The 15,948-nt window shown below is 71.4% G+C and carries 15 protein-coding genes; 5 read left to right on the top strand and 10 right to left on the bottom strand.

Features of this window, described 5'->3' with window-relative positions:
- Positions 1-11: 11 nt before the first annotated feature.
- The 5 genes from B5D60_RS05710 to B5D60_RS05730 are packed head-to-tail and all read right to left on the bottom strand — an operon-like array spanning position 12 to position 6,060.
- Positions 12-1,154 carry an acyl-CoA dehydrogenase family protein gene (locus tag B5D60_RS05710; RefSeq protein WP_078699253.1) on the bottom strand — a complete coding sequence of 381 codons (1,143 nt, stop codon included), beginning with the start codon at positions 1,152-1,154 and terminating at the stop codon, positions 12-14.
- A 48-nt stretch (positions 1,155-1,202) separates the two neighbouring features.
- Positions 1,203-2,600, bottom strand: a complete 1,398-nt coding sequence (lpdA, locus tag B5D60_RS05715) for a dihydrolipoyl dehydrogenase (RefSeq protein WP_078699254.1) — start codon at positions 2,598-2,600, stop codon at positions 1,203-1,205.
- Positions 2,601-2,624: 24 nt separating this feature from the next.
- The gene (locus B5D60_RS05720; RefSeq protein WP_078699255.1) at positions 2,625-3,959 is read right to left on the bottom strand and encodes a dihydrolipoamide acetyltransferase family protein; all 1,335 of its coding nucleotides are present in this window, start codon (positions 3,957-3,959) and stop codon (positions 2,625-2,627) included.
- A 14-nt stretch (positions 3,960-3,973) separates the two neighbouring features.
- Entirely contained in the window at positions 3,974-4,945 is a 972-nt protein-coding gene (locus B5D60_RS05725) for an alpha-ketoacid dehydrogenase subunit beta (protein WP_078699256.1), read from the bottom strand.
- Positions 4,942-6,060, bottom strand: coding sequence for a thiamine pyrophosphate-dependent enzyme (locus tag B5D60_RS05730; protein WP_078699257.1), 1,119 nt, complete (start codon positions 6,058-6,060; stop codon positions 4,942-4,944). The genes B5D60_RS05725 and B5D60_RS05730 overlap by 4 nt, the downstream gene beginning before the upstream one ends.
- A gap of 168 nt (positions 6,061-6,228) precedes the next feature.
- On the opposite strand from B5D60_RS05730, the gene B5D60_RS05735 reads away from it, so the two are divergent.
- On the top strand, positions 6,229-6,699 hold the full coding sequence (locus B5D60_RS05735) for an Lrp/AsnC family transcriptional regulator (RefSeq protein WP_078699258.1): 471 nt from the start codon (positions 6,229-6,231) through the stop codon (positions 6,697-6,699).
- A 32-nt stretch (positions 6,700-6,731) separates the two neighbouring features.
- Here the strand turns inward: B5D60_RS05735 and B5D60_RS05740 are convergent, their stop codons facing one another.
- The gene (locus B5D60_RS05740) at positions 6,732-7,967 is read right to left on the bottom strand and encodes an alpha-hydroxy acid oxidase (protein WP_078699259.1); all 1,236 of its coding nucleotides are present in this window, start codon (positions 7,965-7,967) and stop codon (positions 6,732-6,734) included.
- A gap of 132 nt (positions 7,968-8,099) precedes the next feature.
- Here B5D60_RS05740 and B5D60_RS05745 point away from each other — a divergent pair, with 132 nt between their 5' ends.
- Positions 8,100-8,771: a GntR family transcriptional regulator gene (locus B5D60_RS05745; protein ID WP_078699260.1), complete on the top strand. Its 672-nt coding sequence runs from the start codon at positions 8,100-8,102 to the stop codon at positions 8,769-8,771.
- A gap of 54 nt (positions 8,772-8,825) precedes the next feature.
- Here the strand turns inward: B5D60_RS05745 and B5D60_RS05750 are convergent, their stop codons facing one another.
- Positions 8,826-9,539 carry an SDR family oxidoreductase gene (locus B5D60_RS05750; protein WP_078699261.1) on the bottom strand — a complete coding sequence of 238 codons (714 nt, stop codon included), beginning with the start codon at positions 9,537-9,539 and terminating at the stop codon, positions 8,826-8,828.
- 190 nt (positions 9,540-9,729) lie between these two features.
- Here B5D60_RS05750 and B5D60_RS05755 point away from each other — a divergent pair, with 190 nt between their 5' ends.
- Complete coding sequence (locus B5D60_RS05755) at positions 9,730-10,332, top strand: TetR/AcrR family transcriptional regulator (protein ID WP_078699262.1); 603 nt, start codon at positions 9,730-9,732, stop codon at positions 10,330-10,332.
- 35 nt (positions 10,333-10,367) lie between these two features.
- On the opposite strand, the gene B5D60_RS05760 is transcribed toward B5D60_RS05755, so the two are convergent.
- The 3 genes from B5D60_RS05760 to B5D60_RS05770 form a co-directional block, all read right to left on the bottom strand.
- Positions 10,368-11,222 carry an alpha/beta fold hydrolase gene (locus B5D60_RS05760; protein WP_078699263.1) on the bottom strand — a complete coding sequence of 285 codons (855 nt, stop codon included), beginning with the start codon at positions 11,220-11,222 and terminating at the stop codon, positions 10,368-10,370.
- Between the two features lie 57 nt (positions 11,223-11,279).
- Positions 11,280-12,275 (bottom strand): NADP-dependent oxidoreductase, encoded by a 996-nt coding sequence (locus tag B5D60_RS05765; protein WP_078699264.1) that lies wholly within the window; start codon positions 12,273-12,275, stop codon positions 11,280-11,282.
- A gap of 140 nt (positions 12,276-12,415) precedes the next feature.
- Complete coding sequence (locus B5D60_RS05770; RefSeq protein ID WP_172806265.1) at positions 12,416-13,447, bottom strand: NADP-dependent oxidoreductase; 1,032 nt, start codon at positions 13,445-13,447, stop codon at positions 12,416-12,418.
- 220 nt (positions 13,448-13,667) lie between these two features.
- Between B5D60_RS05770 and B5D60_RS05775 the strand changes: the two genes are divergently transcribed.
- Entirely contained in the window at positions 13,668-15,089 is a 1,422-nt protein-coding gene (locus tag B5D60_RS05775; RefSeq protein ID WP_078699266.1) for a coiled-coil domain-containing protein, read from the top strand.
- Positions 15,086-15,940: a coiled-coil domain-containing protein gene (locus B5D60_RS05780; protein WP_078699267.1), complete on the top strand. Its 855-nt coding sequence runs from the start codon at positions 15,086-15,088 to the stop codon at positions 15,938-15,940. Before B5D60_RS05775 ends, B5D60_RS05780 begins: the two co-directional genes overlap by 4 nt.
- The last annotated feature ends 8 nt before the right edge of the window (positions 15,941-15,948 follow it).

The following is a 15,948-nucleotide window of genomic DNA, read 5'->3' on the forward strand; positions in this document are numbered from 1 at the left end:
CGTGGGGGGGGTCAGCGCGCGAGGCTGCGGCTGATGACGAGGCGTTGGATCTGGTTGGTGCCCTCGAAGATCTGCATCACCTTGGCCTCGCGCATGAACCGCTCGACGGGGAAGTCCTTGGTGTAGCCGGCGCCGCCCAGGACCTGCACCGCGTCGGTCGTGACCTTCATGGCGTTGTCGGTGCAGGCCAACTTGGCGATCGACGCCTGCCGCGAGTACGGACGGCCCGCGTCCTTGAGTCGGGCCGCGGCGAGGTAGGTGGCACGGGCCGACTCGACCGCGGCGGCCATGTCGGCCAGCAGGAACGCGAGTCCCTGGTGGTCGATGATCGCCTTGCCGAACGCCTCCCGCTCCTTGGCGTACGCGAGTGCGACGTCGAGCGCCTCCTGCGCCAGGCCGGTGGCGACGGCGGCGATGCCGATGCGCCCCGCGTCGAGCCCGGCCAGCGCGATGGGCAGGCCCTGCCCCTCCGCTCCGAGGCGTCGCTCGGCCGGGACGCGGACGCCGTCGAACAGCATCGTCGCGGTGGTCGAGCTCATCAGGCCCATCTTCTGCTCGGGATTGTCGGCCGTCAGGCCGGGTGTGTCAGCCGGCACCAGGAAGCAGCTGATGCCTCGCGGGCCGTCGTCCGACGTGCGCGCCATGACCTTGTAGAAGTCGGCCCGGCCACCGTGCGTCGTCCACGCCTTGGCGCCGGTGATGACGTACTCGTCCCCCTCGCGCACCGCGCGGGTCCGCATGGCCGCGGGGTCCGAGCCCGCGTGCGCCTCCGAGAGGCAGTACGCGCCCAGCAGCTCACCCGACAGCATCTCGGGCAGCCACTCCTGCCTCTGGTCGTCGGTCCCGGCGGTGAACAGCCCGAAGCACGACAGGGCGTGCACGCTGACCCCGACGCCGACCGAAGCGGACGCCGAGGCGATTTCCTCCAGCGCCTGCAGGTACACCTCGTACGACTGGCCACCACCCCCGACCTCCTCCGGGTACGGCAGCGACAGCAGACCGGCCCGCCCGAGCGTCCGGAAGACGTCTCGGGGGAAGGTCGCGGACGCGTCGAAGCCGGCGATGACCGGACGCAGCTCCTTGTCGACGATGCTGCGGGTCAGCTCGATGAGGTCGGCGGACTCGTCGGTGGGCATGAGGCGCTGGGCGGGCATGGGGTTCCTTGCTCTCGAGGGGCGCGGTGCGCTGGCCGGGCGGGCGGGTCAGAGGTTGATCATGTGGCCGGCGAGGCCGTGGAAGGTCTCCTGCAGCGCCTCGCTGAGCGTGGGGTGCGTGTGCACGTTCCGCGCCAGCTCGAACGCGCCGAGGTCCCACTTCTGGGCGAGCGTCAGCTCGGGCAGGAGCTCGGACACGTCGGGGCCGACCAGGTGACCGCCGAGGAGCTCGCCGTGCTCCGCACCGGCGACCAGCTTGACGAAGCCCGTCGGCTCCCCGAGCCCGTGGGCCTTGCCGTTGGCCGAGAACGGGAACTTCACGACCGTGACCTCGTGGCCCTCGGCGACCGCCTCGGCCTCGGTCAGCCCGAAGCTGGCGACCTGAGGTTGGCTGAAGGTCGCCCGCGGCATCATGCGGTAGTCCCCGAGCTCCATCGTCTGCGCTCCGGCGATCGTCTCGGCCGCCACGATGCCCTGGGCCTCGGCGACGTGCGCCAGCTGGAGCTTCATCGTCACGTCGCCGATCGCGTGGATGTGGGGGACGTTCGTCCTCATCCTCTCGTCGATCGCGATCGCTCCGCGTTCGTCGAGCTCGATGCCCGCCGCCTCCAGACCGATGCCCTCGACGTTGGGCGCGAACCCGACCGACACCAGCACCCGGTCGACGTCAACGCTCTCCTGCACGTCGCCACGGGAGTACACGACCGTGACCCGGTCGCCATGATCGGTGACGGATTCGACCTTCGTCGACGTGAGGACGTCGATGCCGAGCTTCTTGTAGGCCCGGGCGATCTCCCTCGAGACCTCGGGATCCTCGTTCGGCAGTGCGCGGTCGAGGTACTCCACCACGGTGACGTCGACGCCGTACGCCCGGGCGACGTAGCCCAGCTCCATGCCGATCGCACCGGCTCCCACCACCAGCATCGACCCCGGGAGGTCGCGGTCGAGGATCTGCTCCTCGTAGGTCACGACCCGGGCCGACCGCTCCACGCCGGGCAGCATCCTGGTCCGCGACCCCGTGGCGATGATGGCGTGCTCGAACTCGATCTGCTCGACCGTCCCGTCGGGGCGCCGCACGTCCATGGTCCGCGGACCGGTCAGCACCCCGCGACCGTCGAGCTCGGTGATCCCGTTCTTCGTCATCAGGAAGTGGACGCCCTTGACCCGGCCGTCGGCGACCTTGCGGCTGCGGTCGTGGGCCACCCCGAAGTCGAACGAGACGTCACCGACGATGCCGAAGTCGGCAGCGTGGTGGCGATAGGTGCTCGCGATCTCGGCGTTCCGCAGCAGCGCCTTCGACGGGATGCACCCGACGTTCAGGCAGACGCCTCCCCAGTACCTCTCCTCGACCACCGCGACGCGCTGGCCCAGCTGGGCCGCGCGGATCGCGGCGACGTAGCCGCCGGGTCCGGCTCCGAGGACGACGACGTCGAACTTCTGGGTCATGGTGAACCTCTCGTGTGGTGCGGGTCAGAGCGTTGCGAGGGCGGGATCGCGCAGGAAGGCCGCCGTGTCGGCGAGCAGCTCCGACCCCTGCTGGCCGTCCATGACCCGATGGTCGAAGGACAGCGCCAGGGTCGTGACCCACCGGGGCTCCAGACGCTCGTCGGCGCCCTCCCCGACGACCCACGGCTGGCGCGTGATCGTGCCGACACCGAGGATCGCGGTCTCCCCCGGGTTCAGGATCGGGGTGCCCGTGTCGACGCCGAAGACGCCGAAGTTGCTGATGGTGACCGTGCCCTGCGCCATGGCCTCGGGCGGGGTCTTGCCCGACCGGGCCGTGGCGGCGAGGTCGGCGATGGCCGTGGCGAGCTCGGCCAGTCCCAGACGCTGCGCGCTGCGAATGTTCGGCACCACGAGGCCCCGGGGCGTCGCCGCCGCGATGCCGAGGTTGACCTCGCGCATCTGCACGATCTCCTGTGCCGCCTCGTCCCACCGGGAGTTCGCCGAGGGGGTGCGCTCGATGGCGCGCAGGAAGGCCTTGGCGATGAAGCACAGGGGGCTGAGCTTGACGTCCTTGAAGTCGCGCCGGGCGGCGACCCGGGCCCGCAGGTCCATCGTCGCGGTGATGTCGAGCGTCACGAACTCGGTGACGTGGGGCGCGGTGAAGGCCGAGCTGACCATGGCCGCCGCGGTGTGCTTGCGCACGCCCTTGATCGGGATGCGGATCTCGGCCGGTGCGGCGTCGGTGGGCGTGGTCGCGACGGGGTCGGGGGCCACGGGGGACGCGCCGTTGCTCGAGGAGGCGTCGAGCACGTCAGCGCGGGTGACGATGCCGCCGGGTCCGGTCGGCGTGAGCGACGTCAGATCGACGCCGAGGACCTTCGCGAGCTTCCGGACCGGCGGCTTGGTCCTGACGGGCCCGGCCGGTGCCGCTGCGGGCGCCGACGGAGCCGCGGGCCTCTCGGCCTGAGCCTGCTGGGCAGCACGGCGCCGACGCCGGCCACTCGTCTCCTTCGCGCCGTACCCGACGAGCAGCTTCGGCTCGTCGGCGTCGGCCGCCTCGTGCTCGGCCTCCGCGGGCCCGGCCGGGCTCTCGGGTGCCTCCTCCGGCGCGGCTCCGGCGGTCGCGATGCTGATGATGGGCCTGCCGACGTCGACCGTCTCGCCCTCAGCGGCGTGCAGCTCGGTCACCTCGCCCGCGAACGGCGACGGGAGCTCGACGAGGGACTTCGCCGTCTCGATCTCGACGAGGGTCTGGTTGACCTCGACGACGTCGCCCGGCGCGACGAGCCAGGTCACGATCTCGGCCTCGGTCAGGCCCTCGCCGACGTCGGGGAGGTGGAACTGCTGGACGTTCGTCATGTGGTCTGCTGCCCTCAGTAGGTGAAGCTGCGGTCGATGGCGTCGAGGATGCGGTCGAGGTTCGGGAGCCAGTCGTGCTCGAGCCGGCTGGCCGGGTAGGGCGTGTCGTATCCCGTGACCCGGATGATCGGCGCCTCCAGCGAGTAGAAGACCTGGTCCTGGACGCGCGCCACGACCTCCGAGCCCAGTCCCGCGGTCTGCGACGCCTCGTGGGCGACGACCAGCCGGCCGGTCCGCTCGACCGAGGCGACGATGGTCGCGTCGTCGATCGGCGAGAGCGACCGGAGATCGATGACCTCGATCGACCGTCCTTCCTCGGCGGCCGCGGCGGCCACCTTGACCGCGGTCGGCACGAGTGCCCCGTAGGTCACCAGCGTCAGGTCGTCGCCCGGACGTACGATGCGCGCCCGGTCCATCGGCAACGGCGCGGCGGTGGCGTCGACGTCACCCTTGGCCCAGTACGAGCGCTTGGGCTCGAGGAAGATCACGGGGTCGTTGCAGGCGATGGCCTGGCCGAGCAGGTCGTACGCGTCCTGCGCGCTCGAGGGGCACAGGACGCGGAGGCCGGGAGTGTGGGCGAAGTACGCCTCCGGCGACTCGCTGTGGTGCTCGATGGCGCCGATGCCACCGCCGACCGGGATGCGGATGACCACGGGGAGCGAGACGGCCCCCTCGGAACGGTGACGGTACTTGGCGAGCTGGGTGATGATCTGGTTCATGGCGGGGAAGACGAAGCCGTCGAACTGGATCTCGCACACCGGTCGGTAGCCGGCCATGGCCAGCCCGATGGCGCTGCCGACGATGCCGGCCTCACCGAGCGGCGACGTGACGACCCGGTCCTCGCCGAAGTCCTTCGCGAGTCCGTCGGTGACGCGGAAGACGCCCCCCAGCTCGCCGATGTCCTCGCCGATCAGCAGGACCTTGTCGTCGGACTCCATCGAGTGACGCAGGCCGGCGTTCAGGGCGTGGGCCAGCGCGGTGGTCATGCGTGGTCTCCTTCTCCGGCGGCGACGAAAGCCAGGTGCTCGTCGCGCTGTCGGGCCAGCTCGGCAGGCGTCTGCTCGAGCGTGTGGACGAACGGGTCCTCGGGTGACGGCACGGGAAGCGCGCGGCACCCGGTCCGCAGCCGTTCAGCGAGGGCCTGCTCCTCCTGCGCCAGCTCGGCCAGGAAGTCGTCGTCGAGGCGCTCGGGGGCGTCCGCGCCGGTGAGCAGCAGTCGCAGGCGGTCGATCGGGTCGCGGCCCTCCCACTCGTCGTTCTCGGAGCCGCTGCGGTAGCGCAGGTCGTCGTCGGACGTCGTGTGGGGATTGCGCCGGTAGGTGACCGCCTCGATGAGGGTCGGCCCGCCACCGGCGCGAGCCGTCGCGAGGGCCTCCTGGGTGGCCGCGTGGCAGGCGATGACGTCGTTGCCGTCGACGCGCACACCGGGGAAGCCGAAGCCCTGGGCCCGTTCGGCGGCGGGGATCCGGCTCTGCACCGAGAAGGGCGCCGAGATGGCCCACTGGTTGTTCTGGCAGAAGAAGACCACCGGGAGCTGCTGCGCCGCGGCCCAGACGAAGGCCTCGTTGGTCTCGCCCTCGCTGAGGGCGCCGTCACCGAGGAAGACCAGGACGGCGCGGTCGCGCTCGGGGTCACCAGTGCCGACGTCGCCGTCGCGGACGATCCCCATCGCGTATCCGACGCCGTGCAGCGTCTGTGCCCCGATGACCAGGGTGTAGAGGTTGAAGTTCCGCTCGCGCGGGTCCCAGCCACCCATGGTCGTGCCACGGAACAGACCGAGCAGCTGGACCGGATCGACACCGAAGCACCAGGCCACCGCGTGCTCCCGGTAGGTGGGGAACACGACGTCCTGGGGCCGCAGGGCCGAGCCGGCACCGACCTGGGCGCCCTCCTGCCCGAGCATGGACGGCCAGAGACCGAGCTCACCCTGGCGCTGCAGGGCGATCGCCTCGGCGTCGACACGTCGGGCGAGCACCATGTCGCGGTAGGCCCCGCGCAGGTCGAGGGCCGTGTCGCCGCTCGGGACGCGGTCGTCCGTGCGCAGGTGCCCGGTCACGTCAAGGACGGACCAGGGCTCGGTCGTGCGGGTCTCCACGGTCATGGCGCTCCTCCGGTCGGCGGTTCAGCAGAAGCGTGGTGCGCGTCACGTCTCCACGCAACCATTCCGCTCGATCCCTGCGAATGTGGACCCATCCGTGCGTCTTGCGTCCTTTCGACCCCTAGAATCGTGTGGACGACGCATGATCCTCTATGTCTACGGGAGCCCGGAATGGACGCCATCGACCGACAGATCCTCGACCTCCTGCGACGGAGCGCACGGATGCCCGTCAGTGAGATCGGACGCCGCGTGGGCCTGTCGAGCGCGCCGGTGGCGCGGCGGATCGAGAAGCTGGAGAACACCGGCGTGATCCGGGGATACGTCGCCGTCATCGATGACGCGGCCGTCGGCGAGATCGATGCCTTCACCGAGATCCGGCTGACCGGGGACACGGCCACGGAGAAGATCGAGGAGATCGCCCGGCGCGTGCCGGAGGTGCAGCAGTACTACACGATCGCCGGCGACCCGGACGCCCTCGTGCGCTTCCGGGTCCGCAACGTCGAGCACCTGCAACAGGTCGTCAACGCCATTCGCCGCACCGGCATCGTCGCGGGCACGAAGACGCTCATGGTCATGTCGGCGTGGGACCGCACCCATCTGGTCGACGACGACCACAGCCGATCCTCGCCGGCTCGCGACTGACCCGGGGCCGGGCCTGCGCCGGCGGCGTCATCTCACGGTCGGAGCAGCGCCCTCCCGCGCAGGTCGGCGACAGACGCCGCACCCATGAGCTGCATCGTTCGCGTCATCTCGGAACGGAGGATGTCGAGCGCGCGGTCCACCCCGCGCTCGCCTCCTGCCATCAGGCCGTACAGGTAGGCACGGCCCACCATGCAGGCGTCGGCTCCCATCCCCAGGGCTGCCACGATGTCCGCGCCGGAGAGGATTCCGGTGTCCAGGAAGACCTGGCAGCGACCCTCCACGGCGTCCACGACGGCGGGGAGCAGCTCCAGGGGCGTGGCTGCTCGATCGAGCTGCCGTCCACCGTGGTTCGACACGACGATGCCGTCGACACCGGCGTCGACCACCAGTCGGACGTCGTCGACCGACTGCAGGCCCTTCACGACGAGGTTGCCGGCCCACTGACTGCGGAGCCATGCGAGGTCCTCGAAGCTCACCGCGGGATCGAACATGGTGTTCACCAGCTCTGCCACCGTGCCGTCGAACTTCCGCAGCGCAGCGAACTCCAGGGGTGCGGTGGTCAGCAGGTTCGCCCACCACGAGGGATGCCTGGACATGTCGAGCAAGGTCCGGACGTTGAGCGTGGGAGGGATGGTCAGTCCGTTGCGCGCGTCCCTGAGCCTGTTGCCCGCCACCGGGGTGTCGACGGTCAGCACGAGCGTGTCGTACCCGGCCGCACGGGCCGACTCGATCAGCTCGAGCGTCGCGGCACGGTCTCGCCACAGGTAGAGCTGGAACCAGTTCCGGCCGGTGGGCGCTGCGGCCATGAGGTCCGCCGGCGACGTCGTGCCCATCGTCGACAGCGTGTACGGGACCCCTGCGGTCGCGCCCGCGCGAGCGACCGCGGGCTCGCCCTCGTGGTGCATCATCCGGGTGAACCCGGTCGGCGCCAGGATGAGGGGGAGGTCGGCCCTGCGACCCAGGATCGTGGTGCCGGTGTCCACCGAGGCCACGTCACGCAGGACGCGGGCGTCGAACTCCACCCTCGCGAAGGCCTGGCGGGCGCGCTCGAGACCCAGTCCGGCCTCAGCCGCTCCGTCGACGTACTCGAAGACCGACCGCGGCGTCCTGCGACGTGCGATGTCGGCGAGATCCGGGACCGTGAGGGCGCGCCGCAACCGCCGCGTCAGACGGTCGCGCTCCCAGCGACGGACGCCGAGCAATGGCGCGAGGACCTTCCAACGGGGCAGCCTGCGCTGCGTGCGGGGCCTGGATGGTGCGATCGCCATGAGTGGCTTCCCTTCGCGTCCGCGTATTGTGTCACAATTCGACGCGATTGTGCCACAATCATCCCATCGCGACAAGGAACGTCGCTCCGGTCGTCGGTCAGCTCCCAGCACCGCCAGTGGAAGGATCTGCGCATGAAGTCCGCCGACGGCTCCGCAGGGACGCCACTGAGGATCAGCGCTCCCGATCGGATCGTCGCCGCACTGCGAGCGGATCTCCTCGACGGGAACCTCGCTCCCGGCGAGCACCTCCGCGAGGAGCAGCTCACCGCGCGTTTCGATGCTGGCCGCCACACCGTTCGCGCGGCGATCAAGCAGCTCACCGCGACAGGGCTCGTCGTCCACGAGCCCCACAAGGGTGCGCGCGTCCCGGCGCTGACCCGGGAGCGGATCGACACGGTCTTCGAGTTCCGCAGCGTGGTCGAGCTCGGCAGCCTGCGACTCGCGCTGAGCCGGCGCGCGGACCTCTCCCCCGTCGAGTACGCGGTGCGACGACTCGAGTCCCTGCCCGAGGACACGCCTTGGGGGACGCTCATCGAGACCCACGGCCAGATCCATCGCGCGATCGTGGAGGCATCCGGCAACGAGCGGCTCCTCGCGGCCCACCAGTCGTGCGAGGACGAGCTCCGACTCCTGCTCGCCAACCTGCGCCCCGACTTCACCGTCGCGAAGCTGGCCGCCCTGCACCGTGACCTCATGGACAAGCTGCTGATCGACGAGGAGTCGGCCGTGGAGGCGTTGCGCGCGGACCTCGAGCAGGCCGGACGCGGTGCGCTGCTGATGGCTCTGCAACGCCAGTCGCACTGACGAGGCGGGGTCCCCCTCAGGCGCGAAGGGCGCGCTCGTCCCGCCCCGCGCTGCTCACCGGGTCGCGGCGAGCTGCGGGTACAGCGCCTCGAGCGGCGCCGAGAGCGCGGCCTTGACCTGGACGGAGGTCTGGTCGGCGAGGACCTCGTACTCGCCGGCCTCGGTGGCGTCGAGGACCGTGGCGACGAGCACCGCCGGATCCAGCTTCGGGTCGGTGGTGTGGGCGGCCATGGCGGTGTCGACGTAGCCGACGTGCACGCCGACGACCTGGACACCCGAGGGCTGGAGCTCCAGTCGCAGCGAGTTGGTCGCCGACCAGAGCGCGGCCTTGGTGGCCGAGTAGATGCCGGCGACGGCCAGCCACGACAGGGCCGAGTGGATGTCGATGATCGCGGCGTTCCCGCCCCGCGCGGACAGGACGGGCGCGAAGGCGCGAGCCAGGAACAGCGGGCCGAGGAAGTTCGTCTCCACGTTGCGGCGGATCTCCTCGTCGCTGTGGGCGAGGATGCCCGGGGTGGAGACCGACGCGCCGGCGTTGTTGATCAGCACCGTCACGTCCGGAGCGGCCTCGACCACTGCTCGGATGGACTCGGGATCGGTGACGTCGAGCGCCAGCGGAACGACGCGCTCGTCGTTCCAGTCGCGCGGGCTCCGGGCGGTGGCGTACACCTTCGACGCGCCCCGAGCGAGGGCCTCGCGGACGAAGTGGGTGCCGATGCCGCCGTTCGCGCCGGTGACGAGGACGACGGCGCCGTTGAGTGAGGTCATGAGGACTTTCCTTCTCGGTCTGACTCCCGGCCCGCGAGGACAGGGGAGCGAATGGGACGGTCACGGTCGCCGGTGCGCGACAGGTTGGTCCCGCACCGGCGTGGGAGGATCGCTGCGTCGATCCGCCCCACCACGACAGTGACTACACTCATAACTGACTTCAGTCATCATTTATTCCAGGAGGCCCTCCATGGCAGTGGCGCCCACGCCGCCCGGGCGACGCGAGCGGAACAAGCAGGCCAAGCTCGACCGCATCACCGCGGCTGCCAGTGAGCTGTTCGCCGAACACGGTGTCGACGACGTCACGACGCAGCAGATCGCGGACGCTGCGGACATCGGCACCGGCACCCTGTTCCTCTACGCCCGGACCAAGGGCGAGCTGCTGCTCCTGGTGCAGAACGCCCACTACGCGAGCGCGCTCGAGCGGGGTCGCACGGCGGCCGCCGGGACGACCGGCGCGCTCGACGGCCTGCTCGCCCTCCTCTCCCCCGTGGTCGAGTGCAATCGCGTCCAGGTCGACAACGGACGGACCTACCTGCGCGAGATGGTCTTCGGCGACCCGACGGAGCCCCACCACGCCGAGGCGCTGTCCATCGTCGCGCAGACCGAGCGGGCGATCGCCGACCTCCTGAGCGAACGGACGCGGCTGGGCGGCGAGGAGGCAGCGGCGATGGCCGGCGTCGTCTCGGCCGTGATGTTCCTGAACCTGGCGCCGAGCGCGACCGCGGACGCGAGCGTCCCCGAGATCCTCGCCACCATGCGCGCCCAGCTCGCGGCGATCCTGCCCGGATGAGGGTCCGAGGCGCCCGACGCGACCGGCCCCGGCCGCTACGGGGCGAGGAAGTCGGCGGCGACCGGGGCGAACTCCTCCCCGTACTGGAAGATGCCCCCGTGCCCGGAGTTCGGGTAGATGATCAGCTCGGATCCGGCGATCCTCCGGTGCAGGTCCTCCGACAGGACTGAGGGAACCATGCGGTCGTTGTCGCCGTTGGCGATCAGGGTGGGCTGGGTGACCACCGAAAGGTCCGACGGGCGGGAGCGGCCGTAGCGCCGGATGGCCTTCAGCTGGGCGTTGAACGCCTTCGTGCTGATCGCATCGTCGCGGTCGGTCGTGCGCTCCTGGAGTCGCTCGATGAACGCCTTCCCCGCCCTCTTGCCAGCCTCGTCGCGATTGAAGAACAGGAACTCCTTGGGATCCGACCGCGTGACGGTGGCCCGGAGGATGTCCCCGTAGGTGGTGCGCGCGACCTTGTCGATGCCCTTGCCGCCACGGGGGCCGGTGCCGGTGAGGACGAGCCTGCGGACGAGGCCCGGATGCTTGACGACCAGGTCCTGGGCGATCATGCCGCCCATCGAGAAGGAGAAGACGTCGATCGTGTCGAAGCCGAGCGCGGTGATGAACGCGTGAGCGTCGTCCGCGGCCTCCTCGAGCGTGGAGGGGACGGCACCCGAGGAGCCGCCGACGCCACGCTGATCGAACGCGATCACGTGGCGGTTCGCCGCGATGGCGTCCACGATGCGCGGGTCCCAATTGTCGAGCGTGGCGGCGAGGTGCACGAAGAAGACCACTGGAGGACCGCCCTCGGGACCGAGCTCACGGTAGGCGAATGTCGTCCCTTGCGTGGTGACGGTCCTCGTCGGCGCGTTCGCGTACGAGGTGTTGACCGGTTCGGCGGTGCTCATGCGAAGGCTCCTTCAGAGCGGTGGCGCGCAGCACGTTCAGCCTGCGCCGCGGTGGGGTCAGGCAGCGGTGACGACGACCTTGCCCCGGAGGCCACCCCGGGTCAGCGCCTCGAGGGCCTGCGGTGTCTGCGCGAACGGAAAGGTCTGGCCGACGACCGGGCGCAGGACGCCCTGGTCGACCAGGTCCGCGACCTCGCGCAGCTGGGCGCCGTCGGCGGTCATGAACAGGAACTCGTAGGTCACTCCCGCACGCTTGGCCTGCTTGCGGATCTTGCGGCTCAACGCGGCGATCGCCAGGCGCAGCAGCGGATTCATGCCCTGCTCGCGGGCGAAGGCCGGGTCCGGCGGCCCCGAGATGCCGATCGCCTTCCCGCCGGGGCGGAGCACGCGCAGCGACTTCTCGAGATTCTCCCCGCCGAGGCTGTCCAGGACGAGGTCGTACCCGGCCAGCTCCTGCTCGAAGTCCTGGGCACGGTAGTCGATCACCACGTCGGCGCCGAGGTCGCGGACGAAGTCGGCGTTCTTCCCGGACGCCGTCGTGGCGACGTGGGCGCCGAGGTGCTTGGCGAGCTGGATGGCGATCGAGCCGACGCCGCCGGCCCCGGCGTGGATGAGCACGCGCTGCCCCGGCTTCACCTGCCCCTTGACCACGAGGGCCTGCCACGCGGTGAGCGCCACGAGGGGCAGTGAGGCCGCCTCGACGAGGCCGACCGAGGCGGGAGCCGGCGCGAGGTCGGCTTCGTCGACGGCGATGCGCTCGGCGAACGTGCCGATCCGGTGGTCGCGCGGGCGGGCGTACACCCGGTCGCCCGGCGCGAAGCCCTGCACCTGCGCACCGGTGCGGACGACCGTTCCCGCGACATCGTGACCGAGGACGAGAGGCATGGCGTACGGCAGGATCTGCTTGAACTCTCCGGTGCGGAGCTTCTCGTCGAGCTGGTTCACCCCGGCCGCGCCCACGTCGACCAGCACGTCGCGCTCGCCGACGACGGGCTCAGGCACCTCCGATTCGCGTAGAGGCTGCTTGTAGTCGTCGATGACGAAGGCCCGCATGGTGCATCTCCTCGGGGAGGTCGGCGTGATGAGTCGTGCCGCGGCGCGGCGAGGACCCGACCGGTCGCCGATCGACCATCTACCGAGCCCACTCAATTATGAGTCCACTCAGTAATCCTGTCAATCCCCGAGGCGGACGGTCAGACGGTCGGATCCTCGCGCAGGCGCACGATCGCCTTGCCGGTGTTGGCGCCGGTGAGCAGGCCCGCGAACGCCTCGGGCATGGCGTCGAGGCCGTTCCACGTCGTCTCGCGGTAGGCGAGGTCGCCGCCCGTGAGCCACTGCCCCACCTTCTGCTCGAACTCGGGCCGCACGCTCTCGTGGTCGCTCACGATGAAGCCGCGCAGCGTGAGTCGCTTGCCCACGGCCTTGAACATGTTGCGCGGGCCACTGGCGTTCGGGTCGTTGTAGCCCGAGATCGAGCCGCACAGGGCCATCCGGCCCCGCTCGTTGATGTGCTCGAGCGCCGCCTCCAGGTGGTCGCCGCCCACGTTGTCGAAGTAGACGTCGAAGCCGTAGGGGAACGCGGCGCCGACCTGGCCCATCACGTCGCCCTCGCGGTAGTTGATGCCGGCGTCGAACTTCAGCTCGTCCACCAGCAGCGCGACCTTCTCGGCCGAGCCGGCGCTGCCGACCACGCGATCGGCTCCGGCGAGTCGGGCGAACTGGCCGACGAGGCTGCCCACGGCGCCGGCCGCGGCCGACACGAACACCGAGTCGCCGGGCTGGAACGCGGCGACGTCGAACAGGCCCGCATAGGCCGTCATGCCCGGCATGCCCAGCACGCCGAGGAAGTACGAGGACGGCAGGCCGTTCAGCTCGATCTTCGTCGCGTACTCGCCGGCCAGGACGGCGTGCTCACGCCAGCCGAGGCCGTGCCGCACGATGCTGCCGACGGGCAGCGCGTCGGAGCGGGACTCGACGACCACGCCGATCGCCCCGCCGTCGAGGGGATGGTCGAGCTTGAACGGCGGGACGTAGGACTTCACGTCGTTCATCCGGGGGCGCATGTAGGGGTCGACGGTGAGCACGATGTTCTCCACCAGCACGTCGCCCTCGCGCAGGTCGCGCAGCTCGCGCTCGACGAACCGGTAGGTCTCCGGTCCGGGCAGGCCCGTGGGGCGCTGGGCCAAGTGGATCTCGCGGGTCGTGGTGGTCATGCTCGTCCTCACGTTCGGGTCGCCGCTGGGCGGCGGTGGTCCGGGCTCGCGTCGACGCGGTCCGCCCGGCTCCCGCCATCGTAGGGACCCACGCCGACGCCGTCCTGTCCGCCGGGCGTCCCCAGTCGACCTACTGGCGGGTCGAACTCGTAGTGACACCTGTCTCACCGGACGAAAAGGCCCGTCTCACCCCCTCGATCGGGGCAGGTCCGCATGGAACACTGGGCAGATCATGTCGGCCGATCACACCACCGGATCCGGATCGGCCACCGCCCACGCCCGCGGTGTCGCCGATCTGCTGCGCCATGCCCAGGAAGTGGCCCTCGAGCTGGAGGCCTCCGCGGCCGCCGAGGCCGACCGCATCACCACCGAGGCCAGGCGCCTGCAGGCCGAGGCGCACCTGCTCTACGACGACGCCCGTCACGTGCGCGACACCGCGCAGGCCCAGCTGGTCAACGTCACCGAGCAGCTCGACCGAGCGTCCGAGGACGCCTCCACCATCGTCGCCGACGCGAGCGAGCAGGCCACGATGCTGGTGCGCGACGCCGAGGAGCGCCGCGAGGCCGCCGAGCGCGACGCCGAGTCCGTCTTCGCGCAGGCGCGCGAGCGCACCGACGCGATGCTCACCGAGGCTGCGGTCGAGGCCGGTCGGCTCCTGGCCGACGCCCGCGAGCGGGCCGACGAGATCACCCGCCGGGCCGAGGAGCGAGCGACGACGCGGGTGGGCACGGCCGAGGCCGACGCCGAGCGCCGCACCAGCGAGGCCGAGGAGTACGTCGAGCGCATCGTCAACGAGGCCGAGCAGCACACCCTCGAGATCTCACAGGCCGCCACCCGCAACGCCGAGATGGTCGTGGAGTCCGCGATCGACGAGGCCGACCGCGCCCGATCGGAGTCCGAGCGGCTGCTGGCCCACGCCCGCGAGCAGGCCGAGAGCAGCATCGAGCACGCCCGGGCCGAGTCCGAGCGCACCATCGCCGCCGCCCGCGCCGAGCTCGACGACACCCGCACCACGATCGACCTCTTGGTCGGCAACGGCCGGCTGGAGGCCGAGCGGATGCGCCAGCAGGGTCACCGCGACGCCGCCGCCGTCCTGCGGCACACGCGACTCGTCGCCGGTGGGCTCGCCGGCCGCATCCGCCAGCGGATCTCCGCCCAGCTCGCCGAGACCGAGGCCGCCGCCGCTGACCTGGCCGGGGCCGCCGACGACGTCCTCTCCGACGCCCAGGAGCGCGCCGAGCGGATCCTCGTCGAGGCCGGACTGGAGGCCACGCGGCTGCGCTCACAGGCCCAGGCCATGGCCGACGCGACGCAGGAGCGGGCCTCGCGCCGCCTGGGCGAGGCCGAGTCGGGCGCCCGCCTGCTGCGCGCCCGGGTGAGCGACGAGGTCCTCACCACCCAGCGCGACGCGCTGCGCGAGAGCAAGGCCCGGCGCGACGAGGCCACCGCCCTGCTCGCCGAGGCGCGCGAGCGCCTGGCGCAGGCGAAGGAGGAGGCCCGCGTCCTCGTCGAGCGGGCCCGCCACGAGGCCGACGCCCTGCTGGTCGCGCGCGATCGCGCAGCCGACGAGCTGGCCCGTCTCTCCGACGTCATCACGGTTCTCTCGGGCCCTGACACCCATCACCCCGGCAGCGAGGAGCACCCATCCGCATGACCGAGTCCACCGCCGACTTCCGCATCGTGCTGCGCGGTTTCGACCCCGCCCAGGTCCAGGCGCGCGTCACCGAGCTCGAGAGCCAGGTCGAGTCCCTCCGTGAGCGTCCCGACAGTGCCCCGGCGCAGGAGGAGCGCCCGCAGGAGCCTGCGTCGTTCGAGCACCTCGGGGAGCGGATGGTGCAGGTCCTGGCCCTCGCGCGCGAGGAGGCCGCCGAGCTGCGCGGCTCCGCCGAGGCCGAGGTCCAGGCCTCCCGCGCCGCCGCCCACGAGGAGATCTCCCGCCTCCGCGAGGAGGCGCAGGTGCACGCCGAGGCCACGCGGGCCGACGCCGAGGCCGAGGCGACCCGCACCGTGGAGGACGCCAGGAGCACCGCTGCCGACCTGCTCGACACCGCCGAGCGCGAGGTGGCCACCCGGCGCCACGAGGCCGAGACCCTCGTCGAGCGCCAGCGCGCGAAGGCCGCCGCGGCGAACGCCGACTTCGAAGTCGCCATGGCGGCCCGCCGCGACGCCGCGGAGCAGCAGTTCAACGACGCCGAGGCCGAGCACCGGTCCCGGCTCGACGAGATCGAGAGCCGGGTGAGCGAGCAGCGCGCCGCCGCCGAGGCAGAGCGGGCCGACGCCGAGCGCGAGGCCCGACGCCTGATCGAGGACGCCCAGGCCCGCGCGAACGGCCTCGTCCACGACGCGAAGTCCACGGCCGACCGCATCCGGGCCGAGTCGGAGCGAGAAGTTGCCGCCGCGATGCAACGACGCGACAGCATCAACGATCAGCTGGCGAACCTGCGCCAGATGCTGAGCACCCTGACCGGGGGCCCGGCGACATCGAGGGACGACGCCACGACGTGATGCGGGCC

It is taken from the genome of Aeromicrobium choanae (assembly GCF_900167475.1).
Classification (GTDB): Bacteria; Actinomycetota; Actinomycetes; order Propionibacteriales; family Nocardioidaceae; genus Aeromicrobium; species Aeromicrobium choanae.